This is a genomic window from Tistrella sp., from assembly GCF_002684955.1.
In the GTDB taxonomy this organism is placed as follows: domain Bacteria; phylum Pseudomonadota; class Alphaproteobacteria; order Tistrellales; family Tistrellaceae; genus Tistrella; species Tistrella mobilis.
Genome location: NZ_NYWI01000044.1, coordinates 1 through 16907, shown reverse-complemented (window position 1 = coordinate 16907; position 16907 = coordinate 1). Strand labels below are relative to the sequence as shown.

Genomic DNA, 16907 nt, shown 5'->3' with positions numbered 1-16907 from the left:
CGTGATCGCAGCCGTCAGCGTCGTCTTGCCATGGTCCACGTGACCGATCGTGCCGATGTTCACGTGCGGCTTGCTGCGCTCGAACTTTTCCTTACCCATGGCTCTCGCCTCCGTCTTTCCAAACGTTTTTCAAACCGGTCGTCGATCCGCGGATCAGCCCGCGTACTTCGCCTTGACCTCGTCCGCCAGATGCTGCGGAACCGGCTCGTAATGGTCGAACTGCATCGTGTACTGGGCGCGGCCCTGGGACATCGAGCGCAGCTGGTTGACGTAGCCGAACATGCTGGCCAGCGGCACCATGGCGTTCACGACGCGGGCGTTGCCGCGGCTGTCCATGCTGCTCACCTGACCACGGCGGCTGTTCAGGTCGCCGATGATGTCGCCCATGTACTCGTCCGGAGTGACGACCTCGACCTTCATGATCGGCTCGAGGAGGACCGGACGGCTCTTGCCCATGGCCTCGCGGAACGCAGCACGCGACGCGATTTCGAAGGCGAGCACCGAGCTGTCGACGTCGTGATAGGCGCCGTCGATCAGTTCGGCCTTGAGGTTCACCACCGGGAAACCCGCGATCACGCCGTTGCCCAGGCAGGACTCGATGCCCTTCTGAACGCCGGGGACGTATTCGCGCGGAACCGAGCCGCCGACGACCTTGTTCTCGAACGCGAAGCCTTCCTCGCCCTCGACGGGCTCGAACTTCAGCTTCACCCGCGCGAACTGGCCCGAACCGCCGGTCTGCTTCTTGTGGGTGTAGTCGACCTCGACCGCCTGGCCGAAGCGCTCGCGATAGGCCACCTGCGGCTGACCGACATTCGCCTCGACCTTGAACTCGCGGCGCATGCGATCGACGATGATCTCGAGATGGAGCTCGCCCATGCCCTTGATCACGGTCTGGCCGCTTTCCTCGTCGGTCGACACGCGGAAGGACGGATCCTCCTGCGCCAGACGCGACAGGGCGAGGCCCATCTTCTCCTGGTCGCTCTTGGTCTTCGGCTCGACCGCGACCTCGATCACCGGATCCGGGAACTCCATGCGCTCCAGGATGATCTTGGCATCCGAGGCGCAGAGGGTGTCACCGGTGGTGGTGCCCTTCATGCCGCAGAGCGCCACGATATCGCCGGCGCGGGCTTCCTTGACGTCTTCGCGGCTGTTCGCATGCATCAGCAGCATGCGGCCGACGCGCTCGCGATCACCCTTCACGGTGTTCAGCACGTAGGAGCCGCTCTCGACCACACCCGAATAGACACGGATATAGGTCAGCGAGCCGACGAAGGGGTCCGACATGATCTTGAAGGCCAGCGCCGAGAAGGGCGCCTCGTCCTTGCTCTCGCGGACCAGCGTGGTCTCCGGATCGTCGACGGCGGTGCCGCGGACGGAGGGGACATCGACCGGCGAGGGCAGGAAGTCGATCACAGCGTCGAGCAGGGGCTGCACGCCCTTGTTCTTGAACGCCGAACCGTTGATCACGGGGACGAACTGACGCGCCAGAGTGCCCTTGCGGATGCAGCGCTTCAGGGTGGCGACGTCCGGCTCGTTGCCTTCGAGATAGGCCTCCATCACCTCGTCGTCGGCCTCGACGGCCGTCTCGACCAGCTTCTGGCGGTACTCTTCGGCGCGGTCGGCGAGATCGGCCGGGATGTCACGCTCTTCGAACTCGGCGCCGAGGCTCTCGTCCTTCCAGACGACCGCCTTCATCTTCACCAGGTCGACGATGCCGACATATTCCGACTCGGAGCCGATCGGCAGGCTCAGAACCAGCGGGTTGGCGCCCAGCCGGTCGACCATCATGTCGACGCAGCGGTAGAAGTTGGCGCCCATGCGGTCCATCTTGTTGACGAAGCAGATGCGCGGCACGCGGTACTTGTCCGCCTGACGCCACACCGTCTCCGACTGGGGCTCGACGCCCGCGACACTGTCGAACACCGCGACCGCGCCGTCGAGAACGCGGAGCGAACGCTCCACCTCGATGGTGAAGTCGACGTGGCCCGGGGTGTCGATGATGTTGATGCGGTGGTTGTTCCAGAAGCAGGTCGTCGCGGCCGACGTGATGGTGATGCCGCGCTCCTGCTCCTGCTCCATCCAGTCCATCGTGGCCGCACCCTCGTGCACCTCACCGATCTTGTGGGACCGGCCGGTGTAATAGAGGATGCGCTCGGTCGTCGTCGTCTTACCGGCATCGATGTGCGCCATGATGCCGATGTTGCGGTAGGCCTCGATGGGCGTCGTGCGTGCCATGTTCGCGTCCAGGAAGCTGGGGTTTCTAAGAGACGGCCGACCCGTTACCAGCGATAGTGCGAGAACGCCTTGTTGGCGTCCGCCATGCGGTGGGTGTCTTCACGCTTCTTGATTGCGGTGCCACGGCTCTGCGCGGCATCGAGCAGTTCGCCGGCCAGACGCTCCACCGCCGTGTTCTCGGAACGGTTCCGGGCGGCGGTGATCAGCCAGCGGATGGCCAGGGCCTGGGCGCGATCGGGGCGGACCTCGACCGGGACCTGATAGGTGGCACCACCGACGCGGCGGCTCTTCACCTCGACCGCCGGGCGCACGTTCTCGAGCGCCTCGTGGAAGACGCGGAGGCCTTCCTGACGGGTCTTCTGCTCGATCAGATCGAAGGCGCCGTAGACGATCGCTTCCGCGACCGACTTCTTGCCATCATACATCAGCACGTTCATGAACTTGCTGACGATGGCATCGCCGAACTTCGGATCCGGGAGAACCTGGCGCTTTTCAGCGGCATGACGACGGGACATGGATCAACCTCTCCTTGACGGCCGGATCACTTCGGCCGCTTGGCGCCGTACTTCGAACGACGCTGACGACGGTTCTTGACGCCCTGGGTGTCCAGCGTGCCGCGGAGGATGTGGTAGCGCACGCCCGGAAGGTCCTTCACGCGGCCGCCACGGATCAGCACCACCGAGTGCTCCTGAAGGTTGTGACCTTCGCCCGGAATGTAGCTGGTGACTTCGAAGCTGTTGGTCAGACGCACGCGGGCGACCTTACGAAGCGCCGAGTTCGGCTTCTTCGGGGTGGTCGTGTACACGCGGGTGCAGACACCACGCTTCTGGGGGCACGCCTCGAGGGCCGGCACCTTGTTGCGATCCACCGGCGCGAGGCGCGGCTTGCGGATCAGCTGATTGATCGTGGGCATCCAATCGATCCCGTCAAACTTGGGCTGCAGGGTTTGCGACCCTGCGTCCACACAAAAACCGTCGGAGGGCAAAGCCCCTTTCCCGCCAACGGCACAAATGCCGGCTCGGGAAAGGCTTTACCTTCCGGGGGCTGTTTTCGCCGGCCCCTACGGCATGGAGGGGACCGGATGTCCGTGCGGCATGGACGCGCCCGCCCATGGGGGTCCGCACACCAGCCCCCGAAGTGAGCGCGCATACTAGTTGTGGCCCCTCCCCCCGTCAACCCCAAAAGGCTTGACACGCAAGGGTTTCCGGCCTGTCGGGGAATCCCGCGGGACTCTGCGGAATCCTGCAGGATTCCCGCGAAAAGCGAGGGCCCGGACCTCCGGGGCGGGTAGCGGACCTGCATCATCTGCATGCCCCGGCCCCTCCCCTCCCCGCCTCCCCTGAAACGCCGACGGCCCTGTTGCTGCCCCTTGAAGGGCAGCAACAGGGCCGCGGTGTCGTCCGGGGCGTCCTGGCCTGCAGGATTACTCCGCAGCGCCCGGCACGTCGGCGGAGCTTTCCAGCGCCGTCTCGTCGCCGTCCTCGTTGCCGAGCAGGGCCTTGTCGCGGTTGGCCGCGATCGACTTCAGCCGGTTCACGGCGGCACCGGTGCCGGCCGGGATCAGCCGGCCGACGATGACGTTCTCCTTCAGGCCGTCCAGCGTGTCCATCTTGCCGGCGGTCGCCGCCTCGGTGAGCACGCGGGTGGTCTCCTGGAACGACGCCGCCGAGATGAACGACCGGGTCAGCAGCGAGGCCTTGGTGATGCCCTGGAGCACCGGCTCGGCCTTCGCCTCGCGCATGTCGGGCTGACGCTCGCCGCCTTCCGACGCCAGACGCTCGGCATTGCGCTGCCGGACCTTGGCGTTGATCTGGTCGAACTCGAACCGGTCGACCTGCTCGCCGAGCAGGAAGGTGGTGTCGCCCGGATCCAGGATCTCGACCTTCTGCAGCATCTGGCGAACGATCACCTCGATGTGCTTGTCGTTGATCTTCACGCCCTGCAGCCGGTAGACCTCCTGGATCTCGTTGATCAGGTAGGAGGCCAGCTCCTCGACACCCAGCACGCGCAGGATGTCGTGGGGCACCGGGTTGCCGTCCATCAGCAGGTCGCCGCGGCGGACATAGTCGCCCTCCTGGACCGTCAGGTGCTTGCCCTTCGGGACCAGGTACTCGCGCGGCTCCTGATCCGCCTCGTCCGGCACGATCAGGATGCGGCGCTTGCTCTTGTAGTCGCGGCCGAACTCGACCTTGCCCTGGATCTCGGCGATGACCGCATGATCCTTGGGCTTGCGGGCCTCGAACAGTTCCGCGACGCGCGGCAGACCACCGGTGATGTCGCGGGTCTTGCTGCTCTCGCGCGGGATACGCGCCAGAACGTCACCTGCGTTCACCTGCTGGCCGTTCTCCACCGACAGCACGGCATCCACGCTCATGAAATAGCGGGCTTCCATGCCGTTCGGCAGGGTCAGGACCTCGCCCTGGCTGTCGCGCAGCGTGATCCGCGGGCGCAGATCCGCGCCACGGGGCTGCTGGCGCCAGTCGATGACCACCTTGTTGGCGATACCGGTGGCCTCGTCCATCCGTTCCAGCAGCGAGATGCCGTCGACCAGGTCGACGTAATGCGCCACACCGCTGGTTTCGGTGATGATCGGCACCGTATACGGGTCCCAGTCCGCCAGACGCTGGCCGGCGGTGACCATCTGGCCCTCGTCCACGAACAGACGACCACCATAGGGCACCTTGTGCCGCGCCTTCTCGCGACCGTCCTCGGCAAGGAGGACGACTTCGAGATTGCGGGACATGACGACCAGGGCACCCTGGCTGTCGCGCACCACATTGCGGTTCACCAGCTGCACGCGGCCTTCGTAATTGGCCTCGATGCTGGAGACGACCGCGCCGCGCTGCGCCGCACCGCCGATATGGAAGGTCCGCATGGTCAGCTGCGTGCCCGGCTCGCCGATCGACTGCGCCGCGATGACGCCGACCGCCTCGCCGATATTCACCCGCGTGCCGCGTGCCAGATCGCGACCATAGCAGGCCGCGCAGACGCCGTGGCCGCTCTCGCAGGTCAGCACCGAGCGGATGCGGATGGCTTCGACGCCGGCCTCGTCGACCCGCTCGACCACCGCCTCGTCGATCAGCTCGCCGGCAGCGACCACGACCTCGCCGGTCGTGGGATGGGTCACCGCCTCGGCGGCGGTCCGGCCCAGGATGCGATCGGCCAGGGTCTCGATCACCACGCCGCCGTCGATGACGGCACGGGTCATCAGGCCCTGCTCGGTCCCGCAATCCTCTTCGGTGATGACGCAGTCCTGCGCCACGTCGACGAGACGGCGGGTGAGGTAACCCGAGTTCGCGGTCTTCAGCGCCGTGTCGGCCAGGCCCTTACGGGCACCGTGCGTCGAGTTGAAGTACTCGAGCACCGACAGGCCTTCCTTGAAGTTCGAGATGATCGGCGTCTCGATGATCTCGCCCGAGGGCTTGGCCATCAGGCCGCGCATGCCCGCGAGCTGCTTCATCTGGGCCGCCGAACCACGGGCGCCGGAATGGGCCATCATATAGATCGAGTTCATGTGGCGGGGGCTTTTGGCCATGCCCGCCTGCCCCTGACCCGAGATGACGCGCATCATGGCGTCCGCGACCTGGTCGGTGCACTTCGCCCAGGCGTCGACGACCTTGTTGTACTTTTCACCCTTGGTGATGAGACCCTCCTGGTACTGGGTCTCGTACTGCTTCACCTCTTCGGTGGTGACGGCCACCAGCTCCGCCTTCTCGTCGGGGACGATCATGTCGTCCTTGCCGAACGAGATGCCGGCGCGCGCCGCACGGCGGAAGCCGAGTGCCATCAGCCGGTCGCAGAAGATCACCGTTTCCTTCTGACCGCAGTGGCGGTAGACGGCGTCGATGACGTTGGTGATCTCTTTCTTGGTCAGAACCCGGTTGATCAGGTCGAACTTGATCTTGGGGTTCCGCGGCAGGATCTCGGAGAGCAGCATGCGGCCCGGGGTCGCATCCACCATCACCGTGATCGGGTTGTTGTCGTCGTCCACCGTGCGGTAGCGGCAGCGGATCTTGGCATGCAGGCTGACGACGCCGGCGTCGAGCGCCTGGTCGATCTCGCCCACATCGGCGAACACCATGCCCTCGCCCAGCTCGTTCTCGCCGATCTGGGTCTGGTAGTAGAGGCCGAGGACGATGTCCTGCGACGGCACGATGATCGGCTTGCCGTTCGCCGGGCTCAGGATGTTGTTGGTCGACATCATGAGCACGCGGGCTTCAAGCTGCGCCTCGATCGACAGCGGCACATGCACCGCCATCTGGTCGCCGTCGAAGTCGGCGTTGAAGGCCGCGCAGACCAGCGGGTGCAGCTGGATCGCCTTGCCCTCGATCAGCACCGGCTCGAAAGCCTGAATGCCGAGGCGATGCAGGGTCGGCGCGCGGTTCAGGAACACCGGATGCTCGCGGATGACCTCGTCGAGCACGTCCCAGACCTCGGGGCGCTCTTTCTCCACCATGCGCTTCGCCGCCTTGATGGTGGTGGCGAGGCCATAGAGTTCGAGCTTCGAGTAGATGAACGGCTTGAAGAGTTCGAGCGCCATCTTCTTGGGCAGGCCGCACTGGTGGAGCTTCAGCTCCGGGCCCACCACGATGACCGAACGACCCGAATAGTCGACGCGCTTGCCGAGCAGGTTCTGACGGAACCGGCCCTGCTTGCCCTTCAGCATGTCGGACAGCGACTTCAGCGGACGCTTGTTGGCGCCGGTGATGACGCGGCCGCGACGGCCGTTGTCGAACAGCGCATCCACCGCTTCCTGCAGCATGCGCTTCTCGTTGCGCACGATGATGTCGGGCGCACGCAGTTCGAGCAGACGCTTCAGGCGGTTGTTGCGGTTGATGACGCGGCGATAGAGGTCGTTCAGGTCCGAGGTCGCGAAGCGGCCACCGTCCAGCGGCACCAGCGGGCGCAGGTCCGGCGGGATGACGGGCACGACTTCCAGGATCATCCACTCGGGACGATTCTCGGACTCGATGAAGGATTCGAGCAGCTTCAGCCGCTTGACCAGCTTTTTGCGCTTGGCTTCCGACGAGGTCTCGACCAGCTCGGTGCGCATCTCGTCGCTCTCGCGATCGAGATCGAGCTGCTTCAGCATGTCGCGGATGGCTTCGGCGCCGATACCCGCCTGGAAGGCGTCCGGGCCGTACTCCTCCTGCGCACGCATGAACTGCTCTTCCGTCAGCAGCTGGTGCTGCTTGAGCGGTGTGAGGCCCGGCTCCATCACCACGTAGTTCTCGAAATAGAGAACCCGCTCGATGTCCTTCAGCGTCATGTCGAGCAGAAGGCCGATGCGCGAGGGCAGCGACTTCAGGAACCAGATATGCGCGACCGGCGAGGCCAGTTCGATATGGCCCATGCGTTCACGACGCACCTTGGCCTGAATGACCTCGACGCCGCACTTCTCGCAGACGATGCCGCGATGCTTCATGCGCTTGTACTTGCCGCACAGGCATTCGTAGTCCTTGATCGGACCGAAAATGCGTGCGCAGAACAGGCCGTCGCGCTCCGGCTTGAACGTGCGGTAGTTGATCGTCTCGGGCTTCTTGACCTCGCCATACGACCACGACCGGATCTTCTCCGGGCTGGCGATGGAGATGCGGATCGCATCGAAGGACTGCGCCCCCGAACCGAAGCCGAACAGATTGAGCACGTCGTTGTTCATGGGAAAGTCGCTCTCCCTTAGCGCGTCTTCCGCAAGGTCTGCGGAGTGCGGACGGCGCGGCGGACGGATATGGCAGCCATATCCATCCGCCGCGCCGGAGATCGGCCGGGCCGATGGCGTCAGTCGTTACGGACCAGTTCGACGTCGAGGCCGAGTGCCTGGATTTCCTTCACGAGAACGTTGAAGCTCTCGGGAATGCCGGCCTCGAAGGTATCGTCGCCCTTGACGATCGCCTCGTAGATCTTGGTCCGGCCCGACACGTCGTCGGACTTCACCGTCAGCATTTCCTGCAGCGTGTAGGCGGCACCATAGGCCTGGAGCGCCCACACCTCCATTTCACCGAAACGCTGACCGCCGAAATGCGCCTTACCGCCCAGCGGCTGCTGGGTGACCAGGCTGTAGGGGCCGATGGACCGGGCGTGGATCTTGTCGTCGACCAGGTGGTGGAGCTTCAGCATGTAGATGTAGCCCACGGTCACCTTGCGGTCGAAGGGCTCACCCGTGCGGCCGTCGATCAGCTGGACCTGACCGGAATGGTCGAGCCCGGCTTCTTCGAGCATGCGCACGACGTCGCCTTCGTTGGCACCGTCGAAGACCGGGGTCGCCATCGGCACGCCGCGCTTCAGATTGCGCGCCAGCTCCAGCACCTCGGCATCCGACATCGCGTCGATCTCGCGGCAGTCGTCTTCCCGCTCATAGACCTGACGCAGATAGGCACGCAGGTCCTCCATGGTCTTGCCGCGATCCAGCTCCTCGACGATCTTGCCGATCTTGCGGCCGAGCCCGGCCGAGGCCCAGCCCAGATGCGTCTCGAGGATCTGCCCGACATTCATGCGGCTCGGCACGCCCAGCGGGTTCAGCACGATGTCGACATTGCCGCCGTCTTCCAGATACGGCATGTCCTCGATCGGCATGATCCGCGAGATGACGCCCTTGTTGCCGTGACGGCCGGCCATCTTGTCGCCCGGCTGAAGCTTGCGCTTCACGGCGATGAAGACCTTGACCATCTTGAGCACGCCGGGCGGCAGCTCGTCGCCGCGCTGCAGCTTCTCGACCTTGTTCTCGAAGCGCTTCTGAAGCTGATCGACCCGCTGGTCGAGCTGCTTCTTCACCGCTTCGATATCGGCCATGCGCGCCTCGTCGGCGATGGCGATCTGCCACCACTGACCGCGGGTGAAGGACGAGAGCACCTCGTCGGTCACCACCTCGCCCGCCTTGATGCCGCGCGGGCCGCCGACGATCTTCTGACCGTCGAGCAGGTCGCGGAGCTGGCGATAGGCGTTGCGCTCCAGGATCGCGCGCTCGTCGTCGCGGTCCTTGGCCAGACGGTCGATCTCTTCCCGCTCGATCGCCAGGGCGCGCTGGTCCTTGTCGACGCCGCGGCGCGAGAACACCCGCACTTCGACGACGGTGCCGGTCACACCCGGCGGCACGCGCAGCGAGGTGTCGCGAACATTCGCGGCCTTCTCGCCGAAAATGGCGCGGAGCAGCTTCTCTTCCGGCGTCATCGGGCTTTCGCCCTTCGGCGTGACCTTGCCGACCAGAATGTCGCCCGCCTTCACCTCGGCACCGATATAGGTGATGCCGGCCTCGTCGAGATTGCGGAGGCCTTCCTCACCGACATTCGGGATGTCGCGGGTGATTTCCTCAGGTCCCAGCTTCGTGTCGCGGGCCATCACCTCGAATTCCTCGATATGGATCGAGGTGAACACGTCGTCCGAGACAATGCGTTCCGAGATGAGGATCGAGTCCTCGAAGTTGTAGCCCATCCACGGCATGAACGCGACGAGCACGTTCCGGCCGAGGGCGAGGTCGCCCAGCTCGGTCGACGGGCCGTCGGCGATGATGTCGCCGGCCTGGATCCGGTCACCCACCTTCACCAGCGGACGCTGGTTGATGCAGGTGTTCTGGTTCGACCGCTGGAACTTCGACAGCTTGTAGATGTCGACGCCGTTGGTGGCGCCGTCGCCGTCGGTCACGCGGATCACGATGCGGGTGGCGTCGACCTGGTCGACCACGCCGCCGCGCTTTGCGGCCAGCGCCACGCCCGAGTCGCGTGCCACCACCGGCTCGATGCCGGTGCCGACCAGCGGCGCCTCGGCACGGACCAGCGGCACCGCCTGACGCTGCATGTTCGAGCCCATCAGCGCGCGGTTCGCGTCGTCGTTCTCAAGGAACGGGATCAGCGAGGCCGCAACCGAAACCAGCTGCTTCGGCGACACGTCGATATGGGTGATCTGCTCGCGCGGCGACATCACGAACTCGCCCATCTCGCGGCAGGTCACCAGCTCGTTGATGAAGCGGCCTTCGGCATCGAGATCGGCATTGGCCTGCGCGATGGTGTAGCGGCCCTCTTCCATCGCCGAGAGGTACACGCCCTCGTCGGTGACGCGGCCGTCGACCACCTTACGATAGGGGCTTTCGATGAAGCCGTATTTGTTCACCCGCGCATAGGTGGCCAGGCTGTTGATCAGACCGATATTCGGGCCTTCCGGCGTCTCGATCGGGCAGATGCGGCCGTAATGCGTGGGATGGATGTCGCGGACCTCGAAGCCCGCCCGCTCGCGGGTCAGACCGCCCGGGCCAAGCGCCGACAGGCGGCGCTTATGGGTGATTTCCGACAGCGGGTTGGTCTGGTCCATGAACTGCGACAGCTGCGACGAGCCGAAGAACTCGCGCACCGCCGCCGCCGCCGGCTTCGCATTGATCAGGTCGTGGGGCATGACCGACTCGATGTCGACCGAGCCCATACGCTCCTTGATCGCGCGCTCCATGCGCAGCAGACCGATGCGGTACTGGTTCTCCATCAGCTCGCCGACCGACCGGACACGGCGATTGCCGAGATGGTCGATGTCGTCGATCTCGCCCTTGCCGTCCTTCAGGTCGACCAGGGTCTTGATGACCGAGAGGATGTCCTCGCGGCGCAGCACCCGCACGCTGTCGTCGGTGTCGAGGCCGAGACGCATGTTCATCTTCACGCGACCGACGGCCGACAGGTCGTAGCGCTCGCTGTCGAAGAACAGGCTCTCGAACAGGGCCTCGGCGGTCTCGGGGGTCGGCGGCTCACCCGGGCGCATCACCCGGTAGATGTTCATGAGCGCTTCGTCGCGGGTGTCGGTGCGGTCCAGCATCAGCGTGTTGCGCATATAGGCGCCCACATTGATGTGGTCGATCGCCAGCGTCGGCAGCCGGGTGATGCCCAGCTCCTCCAGCTTCACCAGATGCTCGGCGGTGATCTCGTCACCGGCCTCGATCAGGACCTCGCCGGTGGTCTCGTCGATCACGTCTTCGCCGGCATAGGCGCCGATCAGGTCTTCCGGCGCCACCACGAAGGCGCGCAGGCCGCTTTCGACCAGCTTGCGGATCACCCGCGGCGCCAGCTTCTTGCCGGCCTCGGCGACGACCTCGCCGGTATCGGCGTCGATCAGGTCGCGAGCGAGCTTGATGCCGCGCAGGCGGTCTTCGACGAAGGGCGTCTGCCAGCCCTTGTCGTTCTGCTCGTAGGTGATCGTGGCGTAGAAGGTCGAGAGGATCTGCTCGTTGTCATAGCCGAGCGCGCGCAGCAGCGTGGTCGCCGGCAGCTTGCGGCGACGGTCGATGCGCACATAGACCAGATCCTTGGCGTCGAACTCGAAATCGAGCCACGAGCCGCGATAGGGGATGATCCGGGCGGCGTAGAGCAGCTTGCCCGAGGCATGGGTCTTGCCGCGGTCATGGTCGAAGAAGACGCCCGGCGAGCGGTGCATCTGGCTGACGATGACGCGCTCGGTGCCGTTGACGATGAAGGTGCCCTTGTCCGTCATGAGCGGCATGTCGCCCATGTAGACGTCCTGCTCCTTGATGTCGCGGATCGACCGGGCGCCGGTGTCTTCGTCGATGTCCCACACGACCAGACGCAGCGTGACCTTCAGCGGCGCGGCGAAGGTCATGCCGCGCTGCTGGCATTCCTCGACGTCGAACTTCGGGGTCTCGAGTTCATAGCGCACGAACTCGAGAGTCGCGCGGTCGGAAAAGTCCTTGATCGGAAAAACCGACTTGAACACGCCCTGCAGACCGCTATCCGGGCGCTGGGCCGGATCGGCGTCGAGCTGAAGGAACTGGTCGTACGACTTCTTCTGGACCTCGATCAGGTTCGGCAGCGTCGTGACTTCGGGAATGCGACCGAAGCTCTTCCGAACGCGCTTGCGACCCGTAAACGAGTATGCCATCGTCGTTCCTCTCGAACCGTTTTTCTAACGGCGTCGGCGCCGTCAATTCATGCGCCCGCCCCGCCTGCAGGACCCCCGGCATTCACCGGAGCCGGTCCTCAGACAGTCGATCCCGCACTCACCGCCCCAGGCCACCGGCTGCCGACGCGCCGGTGAAGTCGGACGTTTCGACGAAAACGGCCGGCACTCCGCCCGCGCGCGTCGCGCGCTGCGATGAGCCGACCAGCCATCCGTCGTTCACGTCCTGCTGCGTGCCCGTCCATGACGGGATCGCATCCTTCCGCCGAGGGACGATCGCCTGCATATCCGTCTGAAATCCACACACCCGGAGACGCGTCCGATCCAGCCACATACACATGCGGTTGCGGCGCCATGCCGGATCCTGCATGACGCCCGATGAAACCCGTAAGTAGTTGCGTGTGTCCAGCCTGTCGCGGAGCCAAAGCTGCCCGTCACCACTTGCGAGCCTGTGACTATATCCGAAAGCGAGGCGGATGGGAAGATTTTTGTTGCAGCCCGTGGCTGCGCCCATCACGGCGGCGATCGATCGATGGTCCGGCCCGCCGGCCACACGGCCCTGCCCGTCGCGCCCCCGGCGGCGATGCCACCGAAGGATCCTCCCGGCAAGGCGACGCCGCCCGCCCCCGGGCGAACCGGGGTCGGGCGGCGCAGCTGCCGCGACACCCTTGGGCGTCGCGGCGGATCGCTCGGTCGAGCGATGCGTCGGGTCGGGTGAATTACTTCACTTCGACCTTCGCACCGGCCTCTTCCAGCTTCTTCTTCATCGCCTCGGCTTCGTCCTTGGTCACGCCTTCCTTCACCGGCTTCGGCGCGCCCTCGACCAGGTCCTTGGCTTCCTTCAGGCCAAGGCCCGTGATCGCACGGACTTCCTTGATGACGTTGATCTTCTTGTCACCGGCGTCGGCGAGGATCACGTCGAACTCGGTCTTCTCCTCGACCGGGGCAGCAGCCTCGGCGGCGCCACCGGCGGCAGCCACGGCGACCGGAGCGGCGGCGGAGACGCCCCACTTCTCTTCGAGCATCTTCGAGAGCTCGGCGGCCTCGATAACGGTGAGGGCGGACAGCTCGTCAACCAGGCGGGCGAGATCGGCCATTGTAGTAGCTCCTGAACTTCGATCCGGGTCGGCCCGCGCGGGGTCCGGTCATGGGCCGGCATCTGCCGTGCCACCAACCGGTGCCCTGGGTCGGGCGGGCCTTCGATGATGGGTTTGGTCCGAGGGGTGGGCAGCCTGGGGTCAGGCGGCCTGGTCCTTCTCGGCATAGGCCTTGAGGACACGGGCCAGCTGGCCGCCGGGGGCCTGCAGCACGCCGACGATGCGGCTCGCGGGCGCCTGAAGGACGCCGATGAGCTTGCCGCGCAGTTCGTCGAGCGACGGCAGGTCCGCAAGGGCCTTGATGCCGTTGGCGTCGAGGGTCTGACCGATGATGCCGCCGCCCAGAACAACGAGCTTCTCGTTGGTCTTGGCGAACTTCATCGTGGCCTTGGCCGCCGCCACCGGATCCGACGACACCGCAATGGCGGTCGGGCCGTTGAACAGCGGGATGATCCCCTCGAAAGCCGTCCCCTGGAGTGCCAGACGGGCGAGCGTGTTCTTGGTGACCTTGAAGGACGCGCCAACCTCGCGCATCCCGATCCGGAGCTGGGTGGACTCGGCCACCGTCAGACCCCGGTAATGGGTCACCACCACGACGCCCGCGGACGTGAAGGACTGGCGCAGTTCTGCGACCAGCTCTTCCTTGCTTGCACGATCCACGGTTCGTCTCCGCGTGTGGGTTACCATGCGACGCGCCGGCTCCCCTGCATAAGGGGGACGCCGCATCGCGGCTCGGTGGCACCGTCTCCGGTCTCCGGCCAGGCCGGGAACCGTCAGGGTGCCGTCCGCACCTGCCGCGAGTCTGCGAACCGTCCGGACCGGCAAGACGCCGTACCGGATCGATTGCTCGCCGTCTGGACAGGCGGATCCCGGGGGATCCATTAAATGCCGGGCGCTCCGGTCGGAACCGGGGGTCCGGCACACCTGCCGTCTCGGACAGGACGGTCTTCAGTCATCCGGCCCGCGGGAACCCGCAGGCCGGATGAATCTGGTCTGCTCAGGCCGCGTTGCCCTGACCACCCGGCTGGGTGATCTCGGCAACGTCGACGCGCACGCCCGGACCCATGGTCGAGCTGAGCGCCAGCTTCTTCAGGTAGGTGCCCTTGGCACCCGACGGCTTCGCCTTGATCAGCGCATCCACGAAGGCGCGGATGTTCTCGACCAGGGCGGTCTCCGAGAAGCTCGCCTTGCCGACGCCACCATGGATGATACCGGCCTTTTCGACGCGGAATTCAACCTGGCCGGCCTTGGCGGCCTTGACCGCATCGGCGACGTTCGGGGTGACGGTGCCGAGCTTCGGGTTCGGCATCAGGCCGCGGGGGCCGAGCACGCGGCCCAGACGACCCACCACCGGCATGAGGTCCGGGGTCGCGATGGCGCGCTCGAAATCGATCTTGCCGCCGAGGATCTCTTCGGCCAGATCTTCCGCACCCACCACTTCGGCGCCGGCCGCACGGGCCTCTTCGGCCTTGTCGCCGCGGGCGAAAACCGCCACGCGCACGCTCTTGCCGGTGCCGTTGGGCAGCTGCACCACGCCACGGACCATCTGGTCGGCGTGACGCGGATCGACGCCCAGGCCGACCGAGATTTCGACGGTCTCGTCGAACTTCGCGCCGGCATTGGCCTTCACCAGCGCCACCGCCTCGTCAAGGCCGTAGAGCTTCTCGCGATCGACGGTCGCGCGGGCCTGCTTCAGTCGCTTGCCGTGGAACGCCATCCGATTACTCCACCACCACGAGGCCCATGGACCGGGCCGAGCCCTTCACCATCTGAATCGCGCCGTCCAGGTCGTTCGCGTTCAGATCGACCATCTTGTCCTCGGCGATCCTGGCGATCTGCTCGAGGGTGATGGAACCGGACTGGGCCTTGCCGGGGGTGGCACCGCCCTTAGAGATGCCCGCGGCCTTCTTGATGTAGTACGAAACCGGCGGCTTCTTCATGATGAAGGTGAAGCTGCGGTCCTGGTAGGCCGTGATGACCACCGGGATCGGCATGCCGACTTCCATACCCTGGGTCTGCGCGTTGAACGCCTTGCAGAACTCCATGATGTTCAGGCCGCGCTGACCGAGCGCGGGACCGATCGGCGGCGACGGGTTCGCCTTACCGGCCGGCACCTGAAGCCGGATATAGCCGGTAATCTTCTTTGCCATGTTCAGACCCTTCCATTCAGACGGGGCGGCGGTGGCGGCCCTGGCAAGGCCTCCCGCCGGCACCACCCGCGATCGCCCGTGCCGTCACCGGCTCCGGAGCTGCGGGCTGCATCCGCCCGGCGGATGCCGGAACGGATGCGGGCGAAGCCGGCCCTGAAGAGGCCGGCTTCGCCCGAAGCCTTGATGTCTCAGACCTTTTCGACCTGAGAGAATTCCAGTTCGACCGGGGTCGAGCGGCCGAAGATCGAAACGGCCACCTTCAGGCGGGCCCGCTCGTCGTCGACATCCTCGACCACACCGTTGAACGAGGTGAACGGACCGTCGGCCACCCGCACCTGCTCGCCGATCTCGAAGCTGATCGACGGCTTGGGGCGCTCGACGCCTTCCTTCACCTGATTGATGATCCGGTCGGCTTCCGCCTGGGTGATCGGCACGGGGCGCGAGCCGCCGCCCCCCAGGAACCCGGTGACCTTCGGCGTGTCCTTGACCAGATGCCAGGTGTCGTCGGTCAGCTGCATCTTCACCAGCACATAGCCGGGGAAGAACTTGCGCTCGGTGTTGACCTTCACGCCGCGGCGGACCTCGACCACGTCTTCCGACGGCACCAGGACCTCTTCGATCAGGCCTTCCATACCCTTGCGGGCGGCCTGTTCGCGGATCGACTGCGCCACCTTCTTCTCGAAGCCCGAGTAGACGTGGATGATGTACCAGTTGCTGATCATGGTGCCGGCTCCTCGTTCAGGTCAGGCGCCGAGGCCGAGGATCAGCCGAACGCCCCAGGCGATCACCTGGTCGGCGACGAAGAAGAAGATCGCCGCGACGAACGCCATCACGAACACGGTGGCGGTGGTGATCAGCGTTTCCTTGCGGGTCGGCCAGGTGACGCGGCGCGCCTCCTGACGAACCTGCCGCACGAACTCGCCGGGGGAAGTCTTGGCCATGGCTACTCTGTTCCGGATCTGCCGCCGGTCAGCCCGGGCGGCTCTGGGTCGGGGTCACGAACGCGCGGCGGAGAGGTTGGCAGGAGTGGAGGGACTCGAACCCCCAGCCCCCGGTTTTGGAGACCGGTGCTCTACCATTGAGCTACACTCCTCCACCGCCGCACGACACACCGGACCGGCCGATGCGACGTGCCCTTCAAAGATCACGGCCCGCCTTCCTGAAGGCCTGCCCTACGATCGACGCCGTAAGGTGCCCGGTTCGGCAGACAAGGATCGCCGTCGCCCGCAGGTGCGGACGGGCCATCCTTCTAGCGCGTCATGTCCGACTTGTCGAGACACTTTCGACGCCCTGCGCGCAGTTCTTCGCGTCGCCCCTGAAGCACCGTCCGGCGCCGCCGGGAAAACGCCGCGGCCCCTGCCGGAACATTGTCCGGCAGGGGCCGCAAAGCGGGTCCGGAGGCCGCTGGAACCGGGGTTCCGGGCCTCCGGGGTCTCGTCAGCCCATCACCTTGGCGACGACGCCGGCGCCGACGGTACGGCCGCCTTCGCGGATCGCGAAGCGCAGGCCTTCGTCCATGGCGATCGGCGAGATCAGCTCG

14 protein-coding genes and 1 tRNA gene are annotated in these 16907 nt (G+C 65.8%); all 15 read right to left on the bottom strand.

Annotated features, from left to right (window positions below):
* Nucleotides 1-99, bottom strand: a 99-nt coding sequence (locus CMO28_RS15765; RefSeq protein WP_296715103.1) for a GTP-binding protein, incomplete at its 3' end; no start/stop codon positions are given.
* A 54-nt stretch (nucleotides 100-153) separates the two neighbouring features.
* Complete coding sequence (gene fusA, locus CMO28_RS15760; RefSeq protein ID WP_062761490.1) at nucleotides 154-2235, bottom strand: elongation factor G; 2082 nt, start codon at nucleotides 2233-2235, stop codon at nucleotides 154-156.
* Between the two features lie 44 nt (nucleotides 2236-2279).
* Nucleotides 2280-2750 carry a 30S ribosomal protein S7 gene (gene rpsG / locus CMO28_RS15755; RefSeq protein WP_296715102.1) on the bottom strand — a complete coding sequence of 157 codons (471 nt, stop codon included), beginning with the start codon at nucleotides 2748-2750 and terminating at the stop codon, nucleotides 2280-2282.
* A 26-nt stretch (nucleotides 2751-2776) separates the two neighbouring features.
* On the bottom strand, nucleotides 2777-3148 hold the full coding sequence (rpsL, locus tag CMO28_RS15750) for a 30S ribosomal protein S12 (RefSeq protein ID WP_014746152.1): 372 nt from the start codon (nucleotides 3146-3148) through the stop codon (nucleotides 2777-2779).
* Nucleotides 3149-3658: 510 nt separating this feature from the next.
* Entirely contained in the window at nucleotides 3659-7894 is a 4236-nt protein-coding gene (rpoC, locus tag CMO28_RS15745; protein WP_062761489.1) for a DNA-directed RNA polymerase subunit beta', read from the bottom strand.
* A gap of 119 nt (nucleotides 7895-8013) precedes the next feature.
* A complete protein-coding gene (rpoB, locus tag CMO28_RS15740) occupies nucleotides 8014-12102 on the bottom strand; it encodes a DNA-directed RNA polymerase subunit beta (RefSeq protein ID WP_296715101.1) in 4089 nt (1362 codons plus the stop codon).
* A 118-nt stretch (nucleotides 12103-12220) separates the two neighbouring features.
* Entirely contained in the window at nucleotides 12221-12406 is a 186-nt protein-coding gene (locus CMO28_RS15735; protein ID WP_014746155.1) for a hypothetical protein, read from the bottom strand.
* Between the two features lie 433 nt (nucleotides 12407-12839).
* A complete protein-coding gene (gene rplL / locus CMO28_RS15730; protein ID WP_014746156.1) occupies nucleotides 12840-13217 on the bottom strand; it encodes a 50S ribosomal protein L7/L12 in 378 nt (125 codons plus the stop codon).
* 141 nt (nucleotides 13218-13358) lie between these two features.
* Nucleotides 13359-13877, bottom strand: a complete 519-nt coding sequence (gene rplJ / locus CMO28_RS15725) for a 50S ribosomal protein L10 (RefSeq protein ID WP_014746157.1) — start codon at nucleotides 13875-13877, stop codon at nucleotides 13359-13361.
* A 337-nt stretch (nucleotides 13878-14214) separates the two neighbouring features.
* On the bottom strand, nucleotides 14215-14934 hold the full coding sequence (gene rplA, locus CMO28_RS15720; protein WP_014746158.1) for a 50S ribosomal protein L1: 720 nt from the start codon (nucleotides 14932-14934) through the stop codon (nucleotides 14215-14217).
* Between the two features lie 4 nt (nucleotides 14935-14938).
* Nucleotides 14939-15367, bottom strand: a complete 429-nt coding sequence (gene rplK / locus CMO28_RS15715) for a 50S ribosomal protein L11 (protein ID WP_296715100.1) — start codon at nucleotides 15365-15367, stop codon at nucleotides 14939-14941.
* A gap of 188 nt (nucleotides 15368-15555) precedes the next feature.
* The gene (nusG, locus tag CMO28_RS15710) at nucleotides 15556-16089 is read right to left on the bottom strand and encodes a transcription termination/antitermination protein NusG (RefSeq protein WP_014746160.1); all 534 of its coding nucleotides are present in this window, start codon (nucleotides 16087-16089) and stop codon (nucleotides 15556-15558) included.
* 21 nt (nucleotides 16090-16110) lie between these two features.
* The gene (gene secE, locus CMO28_RS15705) at nucleotides 16111-16308 is read right to left on the bottom strand and encodes a preprotein translocase subunit SecE (RefSeq protein ID WP_014746161.1); all 198 of its coding nucleotides are present in this window, start codon (nucleotides 16306-16308) and stop codon (nucleotides 16111-16113) included.
* Between the two features lie 77 nt (nucleotides 16309-16385).
* A tRNA-Trp gene (locus tag CMO28_RS15700) sits at nucleotides 16386-16460 on the bottom strand.
* A gap of 344 nt (nucleotides 16461-16804) precedes the next feature.
* The coding region (locus CMO28_RS15695; protein WP_296714420.1) for a hypothetical protein at nucleotides 16805-16907 on the bottom strand (103 nt) is incomplete at its 5' end.

Bases quoted from the DNA above. Each gene is read 5' to 3' on its own strand.
- fusA (WP_062761490.1), bottom strand. From the start codon at position 2,235: ATGGCACGCACGACGCCCATCGAGGCCTACCGCAACATCGGCATCATG.
- rpsG (WP_296715102.1), bottom strand. From the start codon at position 2,750: ATGTCCCGTCGTCATGCCGCTGAAAAGCGCCAGGTTCTCCCGGATCCG.
- rpsL (WP_014746152.1), bottom strand. From the start codon at position 3,148: ATGCCCACGATCAATCAGCTGATCCGCAAGCCGCGCCTCGCGCCGGTG.
- rpoC (WP_062761489.1), bottom strand. From the start codon at position 7,894: ATGAACAACGACGTGCTCAATCTGTTCGGCTTCGGTTCGGGGGCGCAG.
- rpoB (WP_296715101.1), bottom strand. From the start codon at position 12,102: ATGGCATACTCGTTTACGGGTCGCAAGCGCGTTCGGAAGAGCTTCGGT.
- CMO28_RS15735 (WP_014746155.1), bottom strand. From the start codon at position 12,406: ATGCAGGCGATCGTCCCTCGGCGGAAGGATGCGATCCCGTCATGGACG.
- rplL (WP_014746156.1), bottom strand. From the start codon at position 13,217: ATGGCCGATCTCGCCCGCCTGGTTGACGAGCTGTCCGCCCTCACCGTT.
- rplA (WP_014746158.1), bottom strand. From the start codon at position 14,934: ATGGCGTTCCACGGCAAGCGACTGAAGCAGGCCCGCGCGACCGTCGAT.
- rplK (WP_296715100.1), bottom strand. From the start codon at position 15,367: ATGGCAAAGAAGATTACCGGCTATATCCGGCTTCAGGTGCCGGCCGGT.
- nusG (WP_014746160.1), bottom strand. From the start codon at position 16,089: ATGATCAGCAACTGGTACATCATCCACGTCTACTCGGGCTTCGAGAAG.
- secE (WP_014746161.1), bottom strand. From the start codon at position 16,308: ATGGCCAAGACTTCCCCCGGCGAGTTCGTGCGGCAGGTTCGTCAGGAG.